Genomic DNA, 14,793 nt, shown 5'->3' with positions numbered 1-14,793 from the left:
GCAGGCCTTCGAACCGCAAGATTCACCTGACAGAGTGGGGATCTCATGCAAGCACCCGCAAAAAACCGCAGCTTCACCCAATTGATCGAATTCGAAATCGAGCCCGGCCAGCAACTGGCGCTGGTCTCGGCGCTGGCGGTGCAGACTGAACGTCTGGCCCAGCGTTATGCCGGCTTCGTCAGCGCCAGTGTCCAGGCCAGTGACGACGGTCGGCGAGTCTTGAGCTTTCTGCAATGGCAATCCCGCGAGGCGGGGGAGGCAGCGTTCCAGAGTTTCGAAACCGGCGAGCAGGACTTCTGGCAACTGATCCGCACCCATCAGGCGCGCACCGTGACCTTCGGTTCATTCCAGGTGCTGAGCAGCATCGCCCGCAGTCACGACGATGGTTTGCACTGCCAGTTGGTGGGCTAGATCGACAACTGGATCAAGCGCTCTCCCTGCAGGTTTTCCGTAGGCCGCCGCTTGTTCACCGCCAGTTCGCCGATCTTGATCAGCCGCGTGCGGGTCACGTTGCGGCTCAAGCCGAGCAGTGCGGCGGTGTGTACCTGGTTGTAGTGGCAGAAGCGATAGGCCGAACGCAGCAACGCGTCCTCGACCTTTTCATGCAGGGCGCCGGCCTGTTGTTCGAAGAGTTTCTGGAAGGCACGTTCGAGCAGCGCTTCCGGTGAGTCGTCGACGCTGCCGTGCTGATCGTCCGGACGGTCAATGCGCAAGTTCGACAGGCGCAGATCATCGCGCTCGATCACGCCGTTGCGGCAAATCAGCAGCGTGTGGTGGATGACGTTTTCCAGTTCGCGGATGTTGCCCGGCCAACTGTAGCCGCGCAGCTTGTGTTCGGCGCCGGGGCTGATGGTGATGCGCCCGTAACCCAGACGCTGACTGTAGGCCTCGATGAAATGCCGGGTCAGCGGCAGGATGTCGCCGGGCCGCTCGCGCAACGGGCTCAGCTCCAGATTGACCACGTTCAGCCGGTAATACAGATCCTCGCGAAAATGCCCGGCGTTGATGGCTTTCTCCAGTTGCACGTTGGTCGCGGCGAGCACTCGGACATCGATGGGAATACTCTTGCGCGAACCGAGTCGCACCACTTCGCGTTCCTGCAACACCCGCAGCAATTTGACCTGGATGGCCATCGGCAGATCGCCGATTTCATCGAGGAACAACGTGCCGCCATCCGCCTCTTCAAACCACCCGGCCTTGGCGCTGAGAGCGCCGGTGAAGGCGCCTTTTTCATGGCCGAACAGTTCGGCTTCCACCAGCGATTCGGAAAACGCCCCGCAGTTCACCGCAATGAACGGCCGGTTGCGCCGGTTGCTGAGGTTATGGATGTGCCGCGCCACCAACTCCTTGCCGGTGCCGGTTTCGCCGATGATCAGCACGCTGGCTTCGCTCGGCGCGACTTGTTGCAGATGCGCGAGCAGGGCCTGGGACTTCGGGTCTTCGAAGACCTGAGCGGTGGCGCGAATCGAAGTGGCCAGGGCGGGTGAGGGCGGCAGGGTCAGCAGTTGCATGGGTCTCGCTCCACGAAAGGAAATCAGGAATAGAACGTCGGCACCGGCAGGGCCTGATTCAGCGCCCAGTCGCCCAGCTCATGGAGTTTGTAATCCAGAGGGTCGTGCAGGGTTTGCGTGCGCAGGTTGCGCCAGTGGCGGTCGAGGCGCAGCGATGCGTGTGTCGAACGTGCGCCGGTGACTTCGAACAACCGGCTGCAAATCTCCAGGCCCTGGCGGCTGGCGGCGACCTTGGCCGTGGCAATCGCCGTGGCCAGATGACCGCGTTCTTCGGCGCTGAGGTTCGGGCCTTTGGCCCAGGCCTCGTCGAGCAACGCAGCGGCGCGTTCCACCAGCAGGCGGATGCCCTCGAGGGCGACCCAGAACTCGCCGTAATGGGCCAGCACATAAGGATCTTCACGCACCTCGCGCACCGAGGATTTGTGCCAGACACGGGTTTCGCTGAGGGTGTATTGCCGCGCCTCTTCAAAGGCACCTTCGGCGATGCCGAGAAACATGTGGGTGAACGTCAGTTGCGCAATCAACGGGCGCAAACAGGCGAACGGTGTGCTCAGCGGACCCGGATCCAGCAGCAGTTCCGATTCCTCGACCCGCACCCGTTCGAACGTGGCGCTGCCGCTGTCGGTCTGGCGCTGGCCGATGTTGTTCCAGTCGTTGTGCAGAGTGATCCCGCTGCGGCCGCTGGGAATCGCCGCGATCAGCAGTTTGCCGCCGTTGCTTTCGTCCACCGCCGAGGCGATCAGCATCTGTGAATCGCTGGCGCCGGAGCAGAAGCTTTTCTTGCCGGAAAACTCGCGCCAGCCCCCCAGATCCTTGACCACGGTGCGGGTGTCCAGCGGATTGAGGGCGTTGCCCCAGAACCAGTTCTGCCTCGCGGTCTGTTCGAACCACGGTTGCCATTGTTCCGGGCGCGAAAACAGGCGCACGGTGGCGAGCATCAAATGATGAAAGCCGAAGACGTGGGCGATCGAGCTGTCGACCTTGGCGAACTCGCGCACGACGTCCAGGGTTTCGCTCCAGCGCGCACCGAGACCGCCGTAACGGGTGGGAATGCTCAGGGCCAGCAGACCGCTGTCGCGCAGGGCGTCACGTTCGGCTTTTGGCGTGCCGCCGCGTTCGTCGCGTTCGACGGCGGTCAGGGCGAATTCGGCGGCCAGTTGGCGGGCGGTCTGCAACGGGGAGAGCAGGGTGCTTTGCGGTTTGGCAGTCACTCGGTCTTCCTCAGGCGTTGGCTTTGGCGGGCAGTACATCGTTGGCGATCATTTCGCCGAACGGCCCGGTGAGGTTGGTCACGCCGCGTCCGGCCAGGCTTGCATAGGGCTCGGGCAACAACGGGAAGACCAGTTCGGCAAAGCGGTAGGCCTCTTCCAGATGCGGGTAGCCGGAGAAGATGAAACTCTCGATGCCCAGGTCCGCGTATTCCTTGATCCGCGCCGCAACCTGCTGAGGGTCGCCGACCAGTGCGGTGCCGGCACCGCCGCGCACCAGGCCGACGCCGGCCCACAGGTTGGGGGCGATTTCCAGGTTGTCGCGGCGCCCGTCGTGCAGGGCGGCCATGCGCCGCTGGCCTTCGGAGTCGAAGCGCGAAAAGGATTTCTGCGCGGCCTCGATGGTTTCGTCGCTGATGTGCTCGATCAGTTTGTCGGCGGCTTTCCAGGCTTCTTCGGCGGTCTCGCGCACGATCACGTGCAGGCGGATGCCGAACTTCACCTTGCGCCCGTGGCGGGCAGCGCGTTCACGCACATCGGCGAGTTTTTCGGCGACGGCTGCCGGTGGTTCGCCCCAGGTCAGGTACACGTCGACCTGCTCGGCGGCCAGATCATGGGCTGCGTCGGAGGAGCCGCCGAAATACAGCGGTGGATAGGGTTTCTGTACCGGCGGATACAAGGCTTTGGCGTTCTGCACCTTCAGGTGTTTGCCTTCGAAATCCACCGCCTCGCCTTGCAACACGCGGCGCCAGATCTTGAGGAACTCGTCGGTGACTTCGTAGCGTTCGCTGTGGCTGAGGAAACTGCCGTCGCCACGGTTTTCGTCCGGATCGCCGCCGGTCACGACGTTGATCAGCAAGCGGCCGTTGGACAGACGATCCAGGGTGGCGGCCATGCGCGCCGAGACGGTCGGCGAAATGATCCCCGGACGGATCGCCACCAGATAACGCAGGCGTTCGGTCAGAGGCACCAGCGCCGAGGCGATCACCCACGAATCCTCGCAGGAACGCCCGGTGGGAATCAGCACGCCGTGGTAGCCGAGGCTGTCGGCGGCTTGCGCCACCTGTTTCAGGTAATTGAGGGTGACCGGGCGCGCGCCTTGGGTGGTGCCCAGATAGTGACCGTCGCCGTGGGTCGGCAGGAACCAGAAAACATCCATGAACAGCTCCTCAGGCGATTTTCAGCAAAGGTTTGATAGGTGTGCCGAACAGCGGCGCGGCGCGTTCGGCGGCCAGGCGAATGCGGGCCTTGAGCGGTTCGCTGGTGATCTGGTAGTCGGCGAAATCGGCTTCGGTGGCGTACACGCCGATCGGCAGGGTCACTGCCTGGAAGAAACTGAACAGCGGGCGCAATTGGTGATCGAGGACCAACGCATGGCGTTCGCTGCCACCGGTGGCGGCGAGCAGCACAGGGGTGTCGATCAGCGCATTGAGATCGATCAGGTCGAACAGGTGCTTGAGCAGGCCCGGATAGGAACCGCGATACACCGGCGCGGCGACGATCAACAGGTCAGCCTGTTCGATGGCTTGCAGCTCGGCTTCGATCTCGGCCGGCAGTTCCTGACGCGACAGTGCGGCGCCGAGAGGACGGGCGATGTCACCGAGTTCGATCAGGTGACTCTCGACCGGCAAGTGCCCGGACAATTCGGACAGCAGGGCCTGGGTCAGCACCAGGGTGCGGGATGGACGCCAGGTTCCGCCGGACAGGGCGACGACTTTCAGTGGACGCGACATGGTCAGTTCCTTTTTCAACAGTTGCTCGGCGAGCAGTGAGTAGTCACCGGAGCAGAGCAAGCGCTGTACCAATTCCTTTGAGGCCCGTATTGCGGGGCTTTGAGCGTTGTCGGTGGCTGTGCTTTTGTGATTTTCAGGCCGGTTTGTTGAACCGCTGTTGCCTGGGAAACAGTTGCTGGAGCAACAGTGCCGAACGCGATGAAGGATTTATAAGGGCTGACTGTTATTCCGCAAAAGACTGTTAATTGATATTGATAGAACGTTTGTGAATATTTGAACCTGACCTGTCGGAAACCTGATAGCCACTATTGAGAGCGTTGATTTCTGCCACGGCCAGCTCGGGCGTAGCCTTTCCTCATCGACCAACACCCGCCACGGCAGGACGCTCCCATGAATCGTTTACTGACTGTTTCCCTGATGCTCGCTGTCTCCGTTCTCGCCGGTTGTGCGAGCCACGTTTCCCCGGAACTGCGCCCTTACACGGCGGAAGAAACCCGCGAACTGGCGCTGGAAACCCTGAATCGCAGCGGCTTGTCGTTCGAGGAATACCACGCGAAGAAAGCCCAGCTGCTCGGCCAGCCACAGAAGCCTTTCGGGTTTGATAACAAGGGTGAAATGAGCGCAGAGCGGGCCGTACAGCTGCACGGTCGTCCTAGCTGATCCGTAACTGTACTGCTCGAAGTTTTACCCAACTGTCCGTGGGTTTGCGCGGCGCCGTGGGATAGGGTCAACACCTGAATGACCCTGACGGACTGCCTGCCATGACCCTTTCGCTCGACCTGCTGCTGGGCTTTGCCCTGTTTGCCCTTGTCACCTCGATCACACCGGGGCCGAACAACACCATGTTGCTGGCATCGGGCGTGAATTTCGGCTTTAACCGCACCATCCCCCATATGCTCGGCATTACCTGCGGCTTCTTCGTGCTGGTAGTGGCGGTGGGTTTTGGCCTGGGCGCAGTGTTCCAGACCTATCCGCTGCTCTATACGATCCTTCGTTACGTCGGCGCGGCGTACTTGCTGTACCTGGCGTGGAAAATCGCGCATTCGGGCCCGGTCAGCGATAGCGAGCAGGGCGATGCGAAGCCGATCAGCTACCTCGGCGCGGCGGCTTTTCAGTGGGTCAATCCCAAGGCGTGGATCATGGCCATCGGTGCCATCAGCACCTACACGCCGATGCAGGGCTATTTCACCAACGTGATCGTGATTGCGGCGGTGTTCGCCATCATCAACCTGCCGAGCGTCGGTGTCTGGGCGGCGTGCGGGACCTTGTTGCGTAACGTATTGAAGGATCGCCGCTGGTTGCGGGTTTTCAACTGGGGCATGGCGGCGCTGCTGGTGATTTCGCTGTATCCGTTACTCCTTGAAAGCATTAGCTGACGCAGTGCTACAACCGCCGGCCCGATGCCTGTTAAAGTCGCGTTCAGGAGCGTTCCTACGCACTTTTAAATGAAGTTGTTCTTCTTTAACGGCATCCGATCAGGTATTGATGACGCTCTCGAACCCGGGCGCAGCTCACAAGGCTGCGCCGTGCCGTTTGTAGATACGAGCTTCCTGATCCCGGAACACGCTCTGCGAGTCTTTTTATGAACACACGTGCGCTGTATTTCGATTACGCCGCCACCACCCCGGTGGATGAGCGGGTCATCCAGGTGATGATCGAGTGTCTGGGTTTCAATGGTAACTTCGGCAACCCGGCTTCCAGTTCCCACGCCTTTGGCCAGCAGGCCCGGCAAACGGTCGAGCACGCTCGCCGGCAAGTCGCCGAACTGGTCGGCGCCCAGGCGCAGCAGATCGTCTGGACCTCCGGCGCCACCGAATCCAACAACCTCGCGCTTAAAGGCGTGGCCCAGGCCCGTGGAGTGTCCGGCGGGCACATCATCACCAGTCAGATCGAACACAAGGCCATCCTCGACACCGCCCGGCAATTGCAGGACGCCGGTGTCGCCGTGACCTATCTGGTGCCGGACGCCGAAGGCCTGATCACCCCGCAAGCGGTCAGTGAAGCGATGCGTGATGACACCTTTCTGGTGTCGCTGATGCTGGTCAACAACGAACTCGGCACCGTCAACGACATCCCGGCCATCGGCGAAGTGGTGCGTGGGCGCGGGGCGTTGTTCCACGTCGATGCGGCCCAGGGTGCCGGCAAGGTCGCGATCGATCTGGCGCAATGGCCGGTGGACCTGATGTCGTTCTCGGCGCACAAGCTCTACGGCCCCAAAGGCATTGGCGCGCTGTATGTCGGCCCGCGTGCGCAGCAGCGCTTGCAGGCGCAGATACACGGTGGCGGTCACGAAGGCGGCTTGCGCTCCGGTACGTTGGCGACTCACCAGATTGCTGCCATGGGCTCGGCCTTTGCCCTGGCCGCCGAAGCTTTCGATGACGAGAAGAAAATCATCGTCGCGTTGCGCGAGCGATTGCTCGAACAGCTCTTGAGCCTGCCCGGCGTACGCCTCAACGGCAGCTCCACCCAACGTATTCCGCACACCTTGAGCCTGACTTTCAGCGAAGGCGAGTTCAACCCGGCGGCGCTGAGCCATTCGATCGCGTTTTCCGCGACCTCGGCCTGCAATTCCGCGAGCAACGCACCGTCCCATGTTTTGCTGGCATTGGGGCATGACGCGCATCTGGCGGGGCGCACGATTCGCCTGAGCCTCGGCCGTTTCACCACCGCCGAAGACATCGACAAGGCTGTAGAACTGATCAAGGCCGCCTGCGCCAGTGCTCCGGCATTCTGGGCGACAGGGCTTTAACGAGCCGGCTTCGAACGGCACCAAACAATAACGATGAAGTGATTGGCAGGAGACATGATGAGTACCCAGACCTTGACCGAAGGAACGGTTCCCCAGCGCCTCGCGCACACCCGTGAACTGATGCGTCGCGAGGGTATCCACGCATTGCTGGTACCGTCCGCCGACCCGCATCTGTCGGAATACCTGCCGGGTTACTGGCAGGGCCGGCAATGGCTGTCGGGTTTCCATGGCTCGGTCGGCACATTGATTGTCACCACCGATTTCGCCGGGGTCTGGGCCGACAGTCGCTACTGGGAACAGGCGACCAAGGAACTCAAGGGCAGCGGCATCGAACTGGTGAAACTGCAACCAGGTCAGCCGAGCCCGCTGGACTGGCTGGCCGAGCAGACGCCGGAAGGTGGCGTGGTCGCGGTTGACGGTGCAGTGATGGCCGTCGCGTCAGCGCGTACGCTGGGCATCAAGCTCGAAGCGCGGGGTGCCCGTCTGCGTACCGACATCGACTTGTTGAAAGAAGTCTGGAGCGACCGCCCGGCGCTGCCGAATGCGCCGATCTATCAGCACCTGCCACCGCAGGCGACTGTCAGCCGTGGCGAGAAACTCGCCAAACTGCGTGAAACCCTGCAGGAACGTGTTGCCGATTGGCACTTCATCGCAACTCTCGACGACATCGCCTGGCTGTTCAACCTGCGCGGCGGCGATGTGTCGTTCAACCCCGTATTCGTTTCCTTCGCGCTGATCAGTCAGCAACAAGCCACGCTGTTTGTGGCCTTGAGCAAGGTTGATGCTGAGCTGCGTGCCGTGCTGGAAAAAGACGGCGTGACCCTGCGTGACTACAGTGAAGTCGCTGACGCCTTGCGTGCGATTCCGAGTGGCGCGAGCCTGCTGGTGGATCCGGCACGGGTCACCAGTGGTTTGCTGGATAACCTCGACAGTGGCGTGAAACTGGTCGAAGGCCTGAACCCGACCACACTGGCCAAGTCGCAGAAGAGCCTGGCGGACGCCGGGCATATTCGTCAGGCAATGGAGCAGGATGGCGCGGCGCTGTGCGAGTTTTTCACCTGGCTGGAATCGGCCTGGGGTCGTGAACGCATTACAGAGCTGACCATTGACGAGAAGCTCACTGCTGCTCGTGAGCGTCGTCCGGATTACGTGTCGCTGAGTTTCAACACCATCGCTGCATTCAATGCCAACGGCGCGATGCCGCATTACCACGCCACCCCGGAAGAACACGCGGTGATCGAGGGTGATGGCTTGTTGCTGATCGACTCCGGTGGCCAGTACCTGGGTGGTACCACCGATATCACGCGCATGGTGGCCGTCGGTACGCCGAGCGAAGAGCAGAAGCGTGACTGCACCCGAGTGTTGAAGGGCGTGATTGCGTTGTCCCGCGCGCATTTCCCGAAAGGCATTCTGTCGCCGCTGCTGGACGCCATCGCTCGTGCGCCGATCTGGGCTGAGAACGTGGATTACGGCCATGGCACCGGACACGGCGTGGGTTACTTCCTCAACGTTCACGAAGGTCCGCAGGTGATCGCCTATCAGGCAGCGCCGGCGCCACAAACCGCCATGCAACCGGGGATGATCACCTCCATCGAACCGGGCACTTATCGTCCGGGCCGCTGGGGTGTGCGGATCGAGAACCTGGCGATGAACGTTGAAGCAGGAAGCAGCGAGTTCGGCGAGTTCCTCAAGTTCGAAACCCTGACCCTGTGCCCGATCGATACCCGTTGCCTGGAGCCGTCGTTGCTGACTCAGGAAGAGAAACAGTGGTTCAACGCCTACCACGCCGAAGTGCGCGAACGTCTGAGCCCGTTGCTTGATGGCGCGGCACTGGAATGGCTGAACACGCGTACTGCCGCTATTTAAACGGTTGAAGCTCGGGCGCTGCTGCCAGCGCCCGGGTCATGAAATCGACAAACGCGTTGACCCTGGCGGACTGGCGACGGTTCGCCGGGAACACGGCGTGAATCGGCAATGATCGGGTCTGGTAGTCCTGCAACAGGGCGACCACTCGCCCCACCTTCAAATCCTCGCTGAATAGCCAGACCGGTGACAGCGAAATCCCCAGTCCTCCCAAAACCATTTCGCGGATCGCTTCGGAGTTGTTGCTCTGTGCATTGCCTTTGATGCGCACCTCGTGATGTTGGCCGGCCTTTTCGTAGGTCCACAGGTTTTGCGATTCGAGCAGGTTGAATTGCAGGCAGTTGTGCTGCGCAAGATCCTGCGGCGATTGTGGGGGTTCAAGGCGTTGCAGGTAGGCAGGCGCTGCGACGGTGACGCGATGGGTGGTGCCTATACGACGGGCGATCATGCCGCTGTCGTTCAATTCGCCGATGCGCAGGCTGACATCCAGGCCTTCGTTGACCAGATCCAGGTTCTGGTCGTTCAGCTGCAGGTTGATCTGAATCTGTGGGTATTGCTTGAGAAAGTCGGGCAGTCTTGGAGCGATCTGCAGGCGGCCGAAGCTGACTGATGAACCGATTCGTAAAGCCCCGGCGACTGTTTCCCGCCCCGACTGGAAACTGTGTTCGGCAGCATCCACCGCAGCAAGGATTTTTCGGCATTCGTTGTAGTACCGCTGACCTTCATCTGTCAGCGACAGCCTGCGCGTACTGCGGGCAATCAGCTTGCCACCCAGCTGGATTTCAAGGGCGCGCAGGACTTTGCTGATGGTCGGCTGGGTGGTCTGCAGTTCCCGGGCAACGGCGGAGAAACTGCCGCGTTCGACCACCCGGACGAAGATCGCCATTGCGTTGAGTTTGTCCATGAAGCGCCTCATTCATGCTGTTTTGGCATGCTCACTATAGTCATTTGGTGTCTTATCGGCATGGGTCTGCTGCGGGAACATGGCTTCACTTTCTCCCACAGGAATGACCGAAATGACCGACTCACTGCATATGCGCGCGCTGATGGTGGACACCGCTGACGGTCCGCTACGCCTGGTTTCCCTTGAACACCCGGTGGCGGGCGCCGGACAGGTATTGGTGCGGATCAAGGCCAGCGGTGTGAATCCGCTGGATCTGAAAATCCGTGCGGGGCAGGCCGCCCATGCTCGACAGCCGTTGCCGGCGGTGTTGGGGTTGGATCTGGCGGGTGTGATCGACTCGGTGGGAGAGGGCGTACAGGGCTGGGCGCCGGGCGATGAGGTTTACGCGTTGGCAACCGGCATAGGAGGTGTGCAGGGTTCTCTGGCCGAGTTTGCGGTGGTCGATGCGCAGCTTCTGGCGCGCAAACCGGGCAATCTGAGTATGCGTGAGGCGGCGGCTTTGCCGCTGGTGCTGATTACTGCCTGGGAAGGATTGGTGGATCGTGCTCGGGTGAGTGCCGGGCAAAAGGTATTGATTCAGGGTGGGGCAGGTGGCGTTGGGCATGTGGCGGTGCAAATTGCTCGCGCGTTCGGTGCCGAGGTTTTTGCGACAGGTTCCGCAGGACAACGGGGGATCATCGAAGGGTATGGCGCGACGTTCATTGATTACCGAGAGACGTCGGTCGAGGACTATGTCGGTCAATACACGGCGGGAGAGGGGTTCGATATCGTTTATGACACGGTGGGCGGCGAAACGCTGGATGCGTCCTTCAAGGCCGTGCGGATCTACCACGGTCATGTGTTGAGTTGTCTGGGCTGGGGGCACCATGCTCTGGCGCCGCTGTCATTTCGGGGCGCGACCTACTCCGGGGTATTTACCTTGTTGCCGCTGCTGACCGGGAAGGGCGGCGAGCATCATGCCGAGATTTTGCGCCAGGCGGCCCTGTTGATCGAAGCCGGAGAGGTGAAACCATTGCTCCATGCGCGTCGGTTTACGCTTGAGTCAGCCGGCGAAGCCCATGAACTGCTTTCATCGAAAGCAGCGCAGGGACGTCTTGTCGTAGAGATCTAGCGCAGGGCTTCTTCAACGAAGTCGAGCCGGTCCTGACCGAAGAACAACTGATTGTCGATAAACATGCTCGGCGCACCGAAGACGCCACGCTTCACGGCTGTTTCGGTGTTGTCCTTGAGGGCAGTCTTGACCGCTTCATCATTGGTCAGTGCCTGTATCTGTTCAGGATTGAAGCCGTGTTCGGTCAGCACGGCTACGACTGTTGCCGGTTCGTCGAGGCTGCGTCCTTCAACCCACAGCGCTTTGAACAGGCAGTCGATGAACGCCAGGAAGCGCTCCGGGTGCCGTAATTGAATGCCGGTCACCGCTCGCATCAACATCAACGTATTGATCGGGAAGTGCGGGTTGAACTTCAGGGGGACGCCGTAACGTTTGGCGTAGCGGTCGAGATCCTGAAACATGTAACGGCCCTTGGCCGGGATCATCGCCGGTGAAGCATTTCCGGTGGCTTTGAACACGCCGCCCAGCAACATCGGGATATAGATCAACCGGCTACCGGTCTCGGCGCAGATTCTCGGCAGTTGGGTGTACGCCAGATAGGTGGCGGGGCTGCCGAGGTCGAAGTAGAACTCCACGGTTTTGCTCATGTTCGCTGCACTCTGTTTTTTGTTATCGGGGAGGGGTTACCAGCGTTCATTCCAGGGGCGCAGATCCAGCTCGAAGGTCCAGGCATCCCTTGGCTGACTGTGCAGGTACCAATAGTTCTCGGCGATGTGCTCTGGATCGAGAATACCGTCCTGATCCCTGGTTGCGTATTTGTCGGGGAAGTTGCTGCGGATGAAGTCGGTGTCGATGGCACCGTCGACTACTATGTGGGCAACGTGAATGTTCATCGGGCCGAGTTCCCGGGCCATGCTTTGCGCCAGTGCGCGGATACCGTGCTTGGCGCCGGCGAATGCGGCAAAACCGGAGGCTCCGCGCAGTCCGGCAGTAGCACCGGTGAACAGAATGGTGCCGCGCTGGCGGGTGACCATGCGCTTTGCCACCTCGCGAGCGTTGAGAAAACCCGAGAAGCAGGCCATTTCCCAGATCTTGAAATACTTGCGTGCGGTTTCTTCGAGAATGCTGCAAGGCACGTTGGCGCCGATGTTGAAAACGAATGCTTCGATCGGACCGAGGCGGGTTTCGATATCTTCGATCAGCGCAATCACGTCTTCTTCTTTGCGCGCGTCACAGGCAAATCCATGGGCTTGGCCGCCGTCCGCCTGAATGGCTTCCACCAACGGCTGCAGTTTTTCGGCGCTGCGCCGTGTGACGCAAGCGATGAAACCTTCTTTGGCAAACCGCTTGGCGATGGCACCGCCCGTGGCATCACCTGCACCGACAATCAATACGATCTTCTTGTTATTCATGGGTGGAGCCCTTTGGTAAACGATCGTTAAGTGAACGAACGTTATGCTAGGATTCGGTCAGCGTCAAGACAGCTCACCCCCGAGGAAAAAACCATGCGTTACTCCGCCAGCCACAAACTGGAAACCCGAGAAAAACTGCTGCAAAGCAGCGCGCTGTCGGCGAAAAGCTCTGGTTTCTCGACGGTTGGGGTTGATGCTCTGATGAAGGCAATCGGATTGAGTGGAGCTGCGTTCTATAGTCACTTTTCATCGAAGAGTGAGTTGTTCGCGGCGATCGTTGAACGTGAGTTGAGTCAAAGTCTGGAGCGGCTGGGCGGGAAGGAAACGCAGGACAGGCAGCGCTTGCAGCGTTGTCTCAAGCAATATCTGAGCATGGCTCATGTCGAGCAGCCCGAGTCGGGCTGTGCGTTACCGGCATTGGGCGCCGAGATAGCCCGTTCGGATGAGTCGGTTCGTGAGCAGGCTGAATTGTGGATCTGCCGACTTCAGGAGAGCTGGGCACTGATACTGGAGAGCGACAGCCTGGCGTGGGCCATTCTGTCGCAATGTGTCGGGGCATTGGTGGTGGCACGAATGCTTGCTACGCCCGAGATTCAGCGCAGGGTGCTGGACGCGAGCCATCAGGAAATTCAACGCCAGCTCGATGAGCAATGCGCCGAGTGAAATGGCGTCGGACTATTTACAGATGACGATCATGCTGCGGCTGGTATAACCGGCCGGATTCAATCCGAACGGATAATCACCCGGTTCTTCCACGGCGTCGCCTGACTTGGCGATGACTTTGTAACCCTTCGGTGCACAGGAATTGGCAGCGCTGGTATAGCACTTGTCCCAGGAAGACGAGAGACCAGAGCAGTTGATATGCAGCCCTTTCTTGCCGTGCTTCACCTGGGTTTTCGATGTCGCTGCACAGCCCGCAACTGCGAGTACGGCGATCAGTATCAAAATTCGTTTCATTACCATCCTTAATGGCAGCCTCGAGTCTGGCGCTCGGGTCTGCCCGTATTCGCTCGCGCTGTAGGCGTTCTGATGTCCCTATCCGAAAAAGTCCATGTCTGGCACTGAGTTACGAGGCTAAACATGGCCTAAATGAGCGCCAATTGCCAGACCTAAGTCAAATCCTGTCTCAATCTGCTGCAACCGCTGGCTTGGCGGCCGCGCCCATTGTCATGGTTGCACCCACGGAGGCCAGAATAATGCACAGGATTGCCATCCATTGCGCAAACGTCAGGTACTCCTGCAGGAACAGCAGACCCGACAAGGCGCCGAATGCGGGTTCGATACTCATCAGCGTGCCGAAGGTGCGGGCCGGCATACGGGTGAGGGCAACCATTTCCAGGGTGTAGGGCAGGGCGGTGGAAAGAATGGCCACGCCAATTGCGACGGGAATCAGCGATGGTGTCAGTAGCGCCGCACCCGCATGGACGATGCCGATGGGGGCGACAAACAGAGCCGCGATCATGACGCCCAGCGCCGCTGTAGTTACACCGTTGTCGGCACCGGCCTTCTGCCCGAACAGAATATACAGCGCCCAACACGCACCAGCCCCCAGTGCATAGCCGGCACCCACAAGATCCAGACCGGTACTGGTCGCTCCTGTCGGTATCAGCAGAAGCAGTCCAACCGCGGCAAGGGCGATCCAGAGGAAGTCGATGGCACGACGGGAAGCATAAATGGCAACGGCCAGTGGGCCGGTGAACTCCAGAGCGACGGCAATCCCTAGCGGCACGGTACGCAGCGACATATAAAAGAGGAAGTTCATCCCGCCCAGGGCCATTCCGTAGACGATGACTGTTCGCAGTGACCTGCCGGTCAGCTTCGCTCTCCATGGGCGCAACAGCAACAGCATGATTACGCTGGCAAATATCAGACGCAATGTTGTCGTTCCTTGGGCGCCGACCACGGGAAACATGCTCTTGGCCAGCGATGCTCCGGATTGGATGGACGCCATGGCTATTAATAGCAGGCCAACCGGGAACAGGATTGAGGCCAGGCTGCGGGGTTGCTCATTCATTGCGCTGAGTCGTCCAAAAGAGTAGCGGAGGTGTGTTTTGTTTTTGATATTGGGCAATATATTGCGCACTGATTTCCTGCTCGTCTATATAGCAGGGGGCTTTTCGCATCGCTTGATAGAAAAACGAAATTAAGTGTTGACGGCAGATTCTGGAGGTCTATAATTCGCCCCACTTCCGGCGCAGTCGAAACGGAAAACTCCTTGAGATTCAATGAGTTACACGGTTTTCGATAGCGGTTTGCTTCAGATCATCGAAGCCTGGAGGGAGTTGAAAATGCCGGTTTTTCTGGCGCTTTCATCGGTTCGATCTTCTCGGTCGAAAGCGGAGAAAAAGAGGTGTTGACAGCA

At 60.1% G+C, this 14,793-nt stretch carries 16 protein-coding genes; 7 read left to right on the top strand and 9 right to left on the bottom strand.

The window, feature by feature from the left end:
- Positions 1 to 45: 45 nt before the first annotated feature.
- Entirely contained in the window at positions 46 to 411 is a 366-nt protein-coding gene (locus ACSPX5_RS14605; protein WP_169431261.1) for an antibiotic biosynthesis monooxygenase, read from the top strand.
- Here the strand turns inward: ACSPX5_RS14605 and ACSPX5_RS14600 are convergent.
- The 4 genes from ACSPX5_RS14600 to msuE are packed head-to-tail and all read right to left on the bottom strand — an operon-like array spanning position 408 to position 4,452.
- Positions 408 to 1,511 carry a sigma-54 interaction domain-containing protein gene (locus ACSPX5_RS14600; protein ID WP_085710689.1) on the bottom strand — a complete coding sequence of 368 codons (1,104 nt, stop codon included), beginning with the start codon at positions 1,509 to 1,511 and terminating at the stop codon, positions 408 to 410. The two genes, ACSPX5_RS14605 and ACSPX5_RS14600, sit on opposite strands and share 4 nt — an antisense overlap.
- Before the next feature lie 23 nt (positions 1,512 to 1,534).
- Entirely contained in the window at positions 1,535 to 2,722 is a 1,188-nt protein-coding gene (locus tag ACSPX5_RS14595) for an acyl-CoA dehydrogenase family protein (RefSeq protein ID WP_439819806.1), read from the bottom strand.
- Positions 2,723 to 2,732: 10 nt separating this feature from the next.
- A complete protein-coding gene (gene ssuD / locus ACSPX5_RS14590; protein ID WP_007955828.1) occupies positions 2,733 to 3,878 on the bottom strand; it encodes an FMNH2-dependent alkanesulfonate monooxygenase in 1,146 nt (381 codons plus the stop codon).
- 10 nt (positions 3,879 to 3,888) lie between these two features.
- On the bottom strand, positions 3,889 to 4,452 hold the full coding sequence (gene msuE, locus ACSPX5_RS14585) for an FMN reductase (protein ID WP_439819805.1): 564 nt from the start codon (positions 4,450 to 4,452) through the stop codon (positions 3,889 to 3,891).
- A gap of 390 nt (positions 4,453 to 4,842) precedes the next feature.
- Between msuE and ACSPX5_RS14580 the strand changes: the two genes are divergently transcribed.
- The 4 genes from ACSPX5_RS14580 to ACSPX5_RS14565 all read left to right on the top strand — a co-directional run bounded on the left by ACSPX5_RS14580 (position 4,843) and on the right by ACSPX5_RS14565 (position 9,067).
- The gene (locus ACSPX5_RS14580) at positions 4,843 to 5,112 is read left to right on the top strand and encodes a hypothetical protein (protein ID WP_169431257.1); all 270 of its coding nucleotides are present in this window, start codon (positions 4,843 to 4,845) and stop codon (positions 5,110 to 5,112) included.
- Between the two features lie 101 nt (positions 5,113 to 5,213).
- Positions 5,214 to 5,828 carry a LysE family translocator gene (locus ACSPX5_RS14575; protein WP_323161236.1) on the top strand — a complete coding sequence of 205 codons (615 nt, stop codon included), beginning with the start codon at positions 5,214 to 5,216 and terminating at the stop codon, positions 5,826 to 5,828.
- A gap of 206 nt (positions 5,829 to 6,034) precedes the next feature.
- Positions 6,035 to 7,201, top strand: a complete 1,167-nt coding sequence (locus ACSPX5_RS14570) for an aminotransferase class V-fold PLP-dependent enzyme (RefSeq protein WP_439819804.1) — start codon at positions 6,035 to 6,037, stop codon at positions 7,199 to 7,201.
- 57 nt (positions 7,202 to 7,258) lie between these two features.
- Positions 7,259 to 9,067 (top strand): aminopeptidase P family protein, encoded by a 1,809-nt coding sequence (locus tag ACSPX5_RS14565; RefSeq protein WP_439819803.1) that lies wholly within the window; start codon positions 7,259 to 7,261, stop codon positions 9,065 to 9,067.
- Here the strand turns inward: ACSPX5_RS14565 and ACSPX5_RS14560 are convergent.
- On the bottom strand, positions 9,060 to 9,968 hold the full coding sequence (locus ACSPX5_RS14560; protein ID WP_207868058.1) for a LysR family transcriptional regulator: 909 nt from the start codon (positions 9,966 to 9,968) through the stop codon (positions 9,060 to 9,062). The genes ACSPX5_RS14565 and ACSPX5_RS14560 overlap by 8 nt on opposite strands.
- Before the next feature lie 112 nt (positions 9,969 to 10,080).
- Between ACSPX5_RS14560 and ACSPX5_RS14555 the strand changes: the two genes are divergently transcribed.
- A complete protein-coding gene (locus ACSPX5_RS14555) occupies positions 10,081 to 11,079 on the top strand; it encodes a zinc-dependent alcohol dehydrogenase family protein (protein WP_323161233.1) in 999 nt (332 codons plus the stop codon).
- On the opposite strand, the gene ACSPX5_RS14550 is transcribed toward ACSPX5_RS14555, so the two are convergent.
- Entirely contained in the window at positions 11,076 to 11,666 is a 591-nt protein-coding gene (locus tag ACSPX5_RS14550; RefSeq protein WP_323161232.1) for a 2-hydroxychromene-2-carboxylate isomerase, read from the bottom strand. The genes ACSPX5_RS14555 and ACSPX5_RS14550 overlap by 4 nt on opposite strands.
- A 36-nt stretch (positions 11,667 to 11,702) precedes the next feature.
- On the bottom strand, positions 11,703 to 12,431 hold the full coding sequence (locus ACSPX5_RS14545) for an SDR family oxidoreductase (RefSeq protein WP_169431250.1): 729 nt from the start codon (positions 12,429 to 12,431) through the stop codon (positions 11,703 to 11,705).
- A 93-nt stretch (positions 12,432 to 12,524) separates the two neighbouring features.
- On the opposite strand from ACSPX5_RS14545, the gene ACSPX5_RS14540 reads away from it, so the two are divergent.
- Positions 12,525 to 13,094, top strand: coding sequence for a TetR/AcrR family transcriptional regulator (locus ACSPX5_RS14540; RefSeq protein WP_169431249.1), 570 nt, complete (start codon positions 12,525 to 12,527; stop codon positions 13,092 to 13,094).
- Between the two features lie 12 nt (positions 13,095 to 13,106).
- On the opposite strand, the gene ACSPX5_RS14535 is transcribed toward ACSPX5_RS14540, so the two are convergent.
- Positions 13,107 to 13,388: a hypothetical protein gene (locus ACSPX5_RS14535; RefSeq protein WP_041069802.1), complete on the bottom strand. Its 282-nt coding sequence runs from the start codon at positions 13,386 to 13,388 to the stop codon at positions 13,107 to 13,109.
- Between the two features lie 169 nt (positions 13,389 to 13,557).
- Positions 13,558 to 14,445, bottom strand: coding sequence for a threonine/homoserine exporter RhtA (gene rhtA, locus ACSPX5_RS14530; RefSeq protein WP_169431248.1), 888 nt, complete (start codon positions 14,443 to 14,445; stop codon positions 13,558 to 13,560).
- Positions 14,446 to 14,793: the final 348 nt, after the last annotated feature.

Origin of the sequence: Pseudomonas sp. HLG18 (genome assembly GCF_051903985.1) — a bacterium.
GTDB classification, from domain to species: domain Bacteria; phylum Pseudomonadota; class Gammaproteobacteria; order Pseudomonadales; family Pseudomonadaceae; genus Aquipseudomonas; species Aquipseudomonas fluorescens_BT.
The sequence above is the reverse complement of the archived record's forward strand: the minus strand, read 5'-3'. Positions and strand labels throughout refer to the sequence as shown.

Bases quoted from the DNA above. Each gene is read 5' to 3' on its own strand.
- ACSPX5_RS14605 (WP_169431261.1), top strand. From the start codon at position 46: ATGCAAGCACCCGCAAAAAACCGCAGCTTCACCCAATTGATCGAATTC.
- ACSPX5_RS14600 (WP_085710689.1), bottom strand. From the start codon at position 1,511: ATGCAACTGCTGACCCTGCCGCCCTCACCCGCCCTGGCCACTTCGATT.
- ssuD (WP_007955828.1), bottom strand. From the start codon at position 3,878: ATGGATGTTTTCTGGTTCCTGCCGACCCACGGCGACGGTCACTATCTG.
- msuE (WP_439819805.1), bottom strand. From the start codon at position 4,452: ATGTCGCGTCCACTGAAAGTCGTCGCCCTGTCCGGCGGAACCTGGCGT.
- ACSPX5_RS14580 (WP_169431257.1), top strand. From the start codon at position 4,843: ATGAATCGTTTACTGACTGTTTCCCTGATGCTCGCTGTCTCCGTTCTC.
- ACSPX5_RS14575 (WP_323161236.1), top strand. From the start codon at position 5,214: ATGACCCTTTCGCTCGACCTGCTGCTGGGCTTTGCCCTGTTTGCCCTT.
- ACSPX5_RS14570 (WP_439819804.1), top strand. From the start codon at position 6,035: ATGAACACACGTGCGCTGTATTTCGATTACGCCGCCACCACCCCGGTG.
- ACSPX5_RS14565 (WP_439819803.1), top strand. From the start codon at position 7,259: ATGAGTACCCAGACCTTGACCGAAGGAACGGTTCCCCAGCGCCTCGCG.
- ACSPX5_RS14560 (WP_207868058.1), bottom strand. From the start codon at position 9,968: ATGGACAAACTCAACGCAATGGCGATCTTCGTCCGGGTGGTCGAACGC.
- ACSPX5_RS14555 (WP_323161233.1), top strand. From the start codon at position 10,081: ATGACCGACTCACTGCATATGCGCGCGCTGATGGTGGACACCGCTGAC.
- ACSPX5_RS14550 (WP_323161232.1), bottom strand. From the start codon at position 11,666: ATGAGCAAAACCGTGGAGTTCTACTTCGACCTCGGCAGCCCCGCCACC.
- ACSPX5_RS14545 (WP_169431250.1), bottom strand. From the start codon at position 12,431: ATGAATAACAAGAAGATCGTATTGATTGTCGGTGCAGGTGATGCCACG.
- ACSPX5_RS14540 (WP_169431249.1), top strand. From the start codon at position 12,525: ATGCGTTACTCCGCCAGCCACAAACTGGAAACCCGAGAAAAACTGCTG.
- ACSPX5_RS14535 (WP_041069802.1), bottom strand. From the start codon at position 13,388: ATGAAACGAATTTTGATACTGATCGCCGTACTCGCAGTTGCGGGCTGT.
- rhtA (WP_169431248.1), bottom strand. From the start codon at position 14,445: ATGAATGAGCAACCCCGCAGCCTGGCCTCAATCCTGTTCCCGGTTGGC.